This is a genomic window from Kaistella sp. PBT33-4 (assembly GCF_029194425.1).
GTDB lineage: Bacteria > Bacteroidota > Bacteroidia > Flavobacteriales > Weeksellaceae > Marnyiella.
The window spans coordinates 62,602-68,672 of sequence record NZ_JARFYL010000007.1; the positions used below are offsets into that span (position 1 = coordinate 62,602).

Here is a 6,071-nt window from a genome sequence, read left to right on the forward strand (position 1 = left end):
GCTATGGCAAAAAATAAACTACATACACATACCTACGATGAGAATGGTCGTCAGCTGTGTTGCACACCTCAGGAAGGTAAAATTTACAAAGATGCAGGCGCTGAAGAATTAATTGAAGATGGCTGTTGCAGAGTCACGGACAACGCATACCGTCCTGTCACAAAAAAAACCACCCCTGCTGCTGAACATACCGATGACGACGGCCACGACCATGGAAATGAGCACGCTGACGACGATGGCCACGATCATTCTACCCAGGGTAAGACAACCTTTCAGCTTTTTCTTCCGGCAATTATCTCATTCGTGATCTTAATGGCAGGCTTGGCAATGGATCATCTAATTCCTCAATTCTGGTTTAAAGATTGGGTGCGTATTATTTGGTACGCCGCAGCCTATCTGCCGGTAGGTGTGCCGGTTCTGAAAGAAGCGTTTGAAAGTATAATGAAGGGAGATGTGTTTTCGGAGTTTTTCCTTATGTCTATCGCGACAATAGGAGCCTTTGCCATTGGCGAATATCCGGAAGGAGTGGCGGTCATGCTTTTCTACTCGGTAGGCGAAGTTTTCCAGACCTTAGCGGTACAGCGGGCAAAAGGAAACATTGCAAAACTTTTAGATCAGCGTCCCGATGAAGTCACGATTTTAGTCGACAATCGACCCCAAACCGTTAAAGCTGCTGAAGTGGGACTCGATTCCCTCATTCAGCTCAAACCCGGCGAAAAATTGGCCCTCGATGGGGTGTTGATCTCCGATAGCGCTTCCTTTAATACCTCGGCACTAACCGGGGAAAGCAAGCCCGATACTAAGCAGAAAGGCGATACTGTTCTTGCCGGAATGATCAACCTGAATACCGTTGCACAGGTGAGAGTAAATACACCTTATGCAGATTCAAAACTTTCCAAGATTCTGGAACTGGTACAAAACGCGACGGCACAGAAAGCACCCACAGAATTGTTCATCAGGAAATTTGCCCGCATTTATACACCGATAGTGGTATTCCTCGCGGTGGCAATCTGCTTGTTGCCTTACTTCTTTGTAGAGGATTACATTTTTAGAGATTGGTTATACCGCGCCCTGATTTTTCTGGTAATCTCCTGTCCTTGCGCATTGGTTATCAGCATTCCGCTCGGTTACTTTGGCGGCATCGGTGCAGCAAGCCGGAACGGAATTTTATTTAAAGGAAGCAATTTCCTTGACGTTATCGCAGACATTAAAAATGTGGTCATGGACAAAACCGGAACCATGACGGAAGGGGTCTTCAAAGTACAGTCAGTCAACATGCAGCCCGAACTCGACAAAGATTCAATTCTTAGGATGGTAAATGTTATTGAAAATTCATCCACTCATCCCGTCGCGACGGCCATTCATGAACACCTCGGAGAGCCTGATCACAATGTTGTAATCAACAACATCGAAGAGATTGCCGGGCATGGTTTGAAAGGGGATTATCAGGGAAAACAGTTACTCGTGGGGAACTTCAAACTCATGGATAAATTCGGTATCCAGTACGATATTAACCCTGATGATATAGTAGAAACCTTGATTGCCATTGCATATGAAGGAAAATTTGCAGGATACATTACCATTGCCGACAGCATCAAGGAAGATGCAGCGGAAACAGTAAAGAAACTGAAGAGTTTAGGAGTAAAAGTGACCATGTTGAGCGGCGATAAATCAACCGTGGTGAAAGCGGTCGCCGAAAAACTGGGTATTCAAAATGCCTTTGGCGACTTGTTGCCGGAGGATAAAGTGAATAAAGTCAAAGAAATAAAATCGCGCAACGAAACCGTGGCCTTTGTCGGAGACGGGGTTAATGATGCACCCGTAGTGGCATTAAGCGATGTGGGAATAGCGATGGGCGGTCTAGGTAGCGACGCAACCATTGAAACGGCAGACGTCGTTATTCAGGACGACAAACCATCAAAAATCCCGATGGCCATTAATATCGGTAAGCAGACTAAAAAGATTGTGTGGCAGAATATTGCTTTGGCCTTTGGAGTAAAAGCCATCGTTCTCGTTTTAGGTGCTGGTGGTTTAGCAACAATGTGGGAAGCAGTCTTTGCAGATGTTGGCGTAGCCCTTCTTGCCATATTAAATGCAGTGAGGATCCAGAAAATGAAATTCTAAATAAAGCGGGCTTCGGTCCGTTTTTTTTTGTTCCCGGGTTAAAAATTAAAGGGTTGCGTATCGTCCCCCTCACGCCAGCGACATTATAATCAAGAAGGTTCCTTCCAATTTAAGAGCAACTATTCTTGGTACCCATTCACTGGACGCAGAAAAAATGGTACAGAAATCTAATCGTTGATCACGTAAATTATTCGATAAAATACCTTTCCTCCGCGGAATGATATAGCAGCATTATTCACTTTCGCCACCGCCCACAGCAATATTCCTATGTGCCGGCGCACATACCGCAATGACGACTGCGTACCAGATATTCTTGGATGGTCTGAATAAGTCACCATTAAATCGAGGTCGCTTTTATACTAAAATTACCCAAATTCAACTAGTGAATTTCAGATCTACTGCTCGTTGGTCAGTTAGCTAAAAAATCAGCATCAATTTTTTCCGTATTTTCTAAACTGACATTTATAGAGGAAATTCCGCAGGCTGTTGGCAGTACGTTAATAATTAATGTTGTGTAGCTTTTGATGCGGGTATTTTTAGTCCCTACTTCTAAAATCAGGGACTAAATCGCGGATTGTTTAATGGTTTATACGATGCCTTATGCTTTTATAAAATTATCTAACTTGTTTACTGTCAGCAAAATGATGACTTAGATTGCTTTATTGGTTTAAATAAAAACTCCCTGCAGGAGTCCAATCAACTGGAAAAATCCATGCCTGATTAAATTTTTAAATCATTTGGGCCTTATAGATTCGGAGCTGGTAATAAAACAAAGAGTGTAATCATACTTCGATTTATAATTGCGGATGGAGCATTAAACTCCCCGCCCAGCCGCAGCAAGTAACATAATGACAATTATACGCACAGGCCAGCCGCAATAACGTTGTTCTCCATTCCGCTTCTCTTCTTTCCGCACAAGCCACCGCCACCCAGCCGCCAGTGCATTTCTAATTAAGCCAGTACGTTCCAAAATCAAAGCCTGCAATTCCCCGCCACCCTTTTATAGGATGCAGAAAAATGGTGCAGAAAATAACCAAAGTGCAGGATTCTCTGATCTTTGCCAAAAATCTCTTACACCCGAAACCCTGCACCTCTCCGCTATCACTTCCTGGTCCAGGACTTCGGTTGGGTTTTATAGGAGCTCCTTTCGCTTTCTTGACACCTGATACACATTAGCCTTCGCCTTTAGCTGCAGCTAAAAAGTATCCGGCTAAAAGCTCACGATCTCCGCAAAAGTTCCCAGCCACTTTACCTCGCGGCAGCCATCCCTTTCAATGGAATTTATATTTTTTTCAAAGGTTTTTTGTGATCGGAACTTTTCACGGTAGGTGAAAGCTTGCGGAACCGTAGAACGCAACAGCTGAGCTTTATTCGATTTCCGGTGTTTTTCTGTATGCAAAATTAAAAAGGGCTGTTCTCCAAAAAAAATGAATTTGGGAATCCGTCAGCCGTTTGCTGCTGACAAACCCACCCAGGCCCTGCGTGTAATTCGGATCGCGCCTGTAGTGACTGCCCGCTGAGAGCGGAGTGTTGCGGCAAGGTCACGAAGTTCAAGAAGATAGAAGACAGCATCCACAAACCCCTGTACGATGAAATGCACGAAAAACTGCGGCGCGATCCCAATTACACACGTTTCCTTACCAAGCGGCGGAGTTCGCGCGTAGAGCCGGTGCTGGGAACCCTCATCAACCATCACAACATGAAACGGATTAATTCCCGCGGCATGAGTCAAGCCAACAAACACGTCCTGATGGCTGCGCTGACCTACAACCTGAAAAAATACCTGAAGTTTATTACCCGCAAAATTCACCGCAACATTCAAATCATGAACCTTCCAAAAGGGAAGTTTGGGTTTTGGCGGTACCTCCTCGCCACGGCTTCACCTGTTCAAATTTAAGCCACCGGAAAATCCGAAAACTTTTACCGCTGAAAACAAAAACCTCCTTTAAATCGCTTTAAAAGAGGTTGTTTTTTATTGAACTGTCCGACCGTGACGCTAAAATCTTAGGTTGCGCAACGGTTACCACTGTTATGTGCAGCCGTGGCTCTCAATAACTTAATATGTTCGTATTTAAACCCCTTTCTTTATTAATATTTGCTTTGAGATATTTTAAGGTAGTTTCTTTATTATTTAAATCAACTAAAACGCTTCCACACCAAAAGTTTGTAACTTTTTTCTCATTGAATTCAAAAATCAGAATTATGGTTGATTTTCCTATTCCTCCCTTGAAATAATTCATTAACGCTATATTTTTTCCACTGCCAAAATACTGTAATTTTCTTCTTGGCAGTTTTTTGTCGAGAATAACGTCAGTAGGATTCCAATTTTCGTGTGGATTTGCAATAGGTTTATCTTCTAATATTGCATTTAGGAAGTTTAATATAACCTTTGGAATTTTGTTAATATCGGTTTCTTCCGTCAATTCTGTGTTTTCAAGTTTAGTAATTAAGCCAGCAAGATTTTTGTTTTCAAGAATTTCTTTTGCATTAATTAGGATTTTTTCATCGTCTTCTTTAATGGTTTTACTTTCCTTGGAACAACCTAACAGAATTGTGATAAATGCAAATAAAATTGTTATCGGAATTGTTTTCATACGGTTGCACATAACGGTTGGGTATTTCTCTTGGCGGGGATTATGATAACAGGTTTTTGTAAAGATACCAAAAAGAACATTTAGCGAAAATCATCATTATGTAATCTTCAACCTCGCTAATAGAAATACCGGTTAGCTGTAGTGTCTATTAATTATATTTAGAGAGTTTTGAAATAACTTTTTGTTTTGATGCTAATCCATCCGATATCTTAACTAATTCATTACCTTCTTTATCTAATAAAATTAATGATGGTAAAGCATTCGTTTTAAATTTATTCTTAAAATATTGATAATCCATAACTACTTTAGAATTTAAATCTTGATTTCTTGGAAGATTAATTTCAAATATTTCAACACTTTCGTTTGCGAATTTTTCGAATTCTATAGTTTCAATCACATTCTTTTTCATTTTTATACACGGTTTACACCATTCTGAACCTGTCAAAATAATTAGAATATTTTTACCTGATTTTTGAGCTTTTTCTTGAGCCACATTCCAATCATTATTTTTTGGAAGTTGTGAATAAAATATATTGGAAGAAAGTATAAAAAGTAAAACGAAATATTTCATCATGTGTTTAAAATTTATTAATTCATAACGTGAGTTTTTTTTGACATTACAGCTAACGTTTCGCGTGTAACCGACAGTCGCGGATTGAAGCGAACTGAGTTCTCTCTGCCGAAGATAAATATTATTCGTGAACTAATGATTTCCTGTTACCGAAATTTCCGCGATTGCGGTTAAACGCTGTTAGCGGTTCGGTTTTATTTAGTTATCTTCTCAATTCCATTATTTCACGAAATACATTTTTATTTTTCGGAACAAATATGAATTCAGAACCGAAATTCATTTTCGAGTTTAGTTTTACATTAATAATTTTTCCGAGTCTGCTTTGTTCGTCTACTTCTACAATTTCTGTAACAGGAATTTCAACGATTTCATTTCTGTATTCAACAATAATTTTTTTGTTTTCTTTATCAAGGAAAACATTTTTTAAAGGAAATAAAAATTTTCTGATTGTATAGATCATCCCATTTAATACAAGTGCAACTATTATTAAGGCAATCCAATTTTTTTCTATAATTGTTGAGTAAAGAATAAATGATCCTACAAATATCATCCAAATGGGAATAATATATTTTCTTATAAAAGTTAATTTTGAGTGTAGTTGTATTTTCTCCATTTTAGTTTAACTTTCTTTCGGTTCTCCGTCGCTCAAAACTGACCGCTAACGAAGCGCGGATTGGCGAAGTTTCCTCTGAAAGCTTGCTTTCCTGAGGGAATTTTGCCAATCCGCAGATGTGTTGAAGGTTTTTGCGACAGCGAAAACGCTTTGACACAGCTGCGGATGT

At 40.0% G+C, this 6,071-nt stretch carries 4 protein-coding genes and 1 pseudogene; 2 read left to right on the forward strand and 3 right to left on the reverse strand.

The genetic code is table 11. From position 1 onward, the window contains the following. Positions 1-3: 3 nt before the first annotated feature. Positions 4-2,124, forward strand: a complete 2,121-nt coding sequence (locus P0M11_RS12890) for a heavy metal translocating P-type ATPase (RefSeq protein WP_209816078.1) — start codon at positions 4-6, stop codon at positions 2,122-2,124. Between the two features lie 1,507 nt (positions 2,125-3,631). Beyond that, positions 3,632-4,021 (forward strand): annotated as a pseudogene (locus P0M11_RS12895) (transposase); the annotation flags it as partial. A 151-nt stretch (positions 4,022-4,172) separates the two neighbouring features. Here P0M11_RS12895 and P0M11_RS12900 read toward each other — a convergent pair. The 3 genes from P0M11_RS12900 to P0M11_RS12910 form a co-directional block, all read right to left on the reverse strand. Further along, positions 4,173-4,718 (reverse strand): hypothetical protein, encoded by a 546-nt coding sequence (locus P0M11_RS12900; RefSeq protein WP_041252616.1) that lies wholly within the window; start codon positions 4,716-4,718, stop codon positions 4,173-4,175. A 148-nt stretch (positions 4,719-4,866) separates the two neighbouring features. Next, complete coding sequence (locus P0M11_RS12905; protein ID WP_275626028.1) at positions 4,867-5,292, reverse strand: thioredoxin family protein; 426 nt, start codon at positions 5,290-5,292, stop codon at positions 4,867-4,869. A 199-nt stretch (positions 5,293-5,491) separates the two neighbouring features. Beyond that, positions 5,492-5,902: a hypothetical protein gene (locus P0M11_RS12910; protein WP_251834348.1), complete on the reverse strand. Its 411-nt coding sequence runs from the start codon at positions 5,900-5,902 to the stop codon at positions 5,492-5,494. Positions 5,903-6,071 lie beyond the last annotated feature (169 nt).

What these genes read in the sequence shown, in the direction of transcription:
- P0M11_RS12905 (WP_275626028.1), bottom strand. Translation starts at nt 5,292, where the DNA reads ATGATGAAATATTTCGTTTTACTTTTTATACTTTCTTCCAATATATTT.
- P0M11_RS12900 (WP_041252616.1), bottom strand. Translation starts at nt 4,718, where the DNA reads ATGAAAACAATTCCGATAACAATTTTATTTGCATTTATCACAATTCTG.
- P0M11_RS12890 (WP_209816078.1), top strand. Translation starts at nt 4, where the DNA reads ATGGCAAAAAATAAACTACATACACATACCTACGATGAGAATGGTCGT.
- P0M11_RS12910 (WP_251834348.1), bottom strand. Translation starts at nt 5,902, where the DNA reads ATGGAGAAAATACAACTACACTCAAAATTAACTTTTATAAGAAAATAT.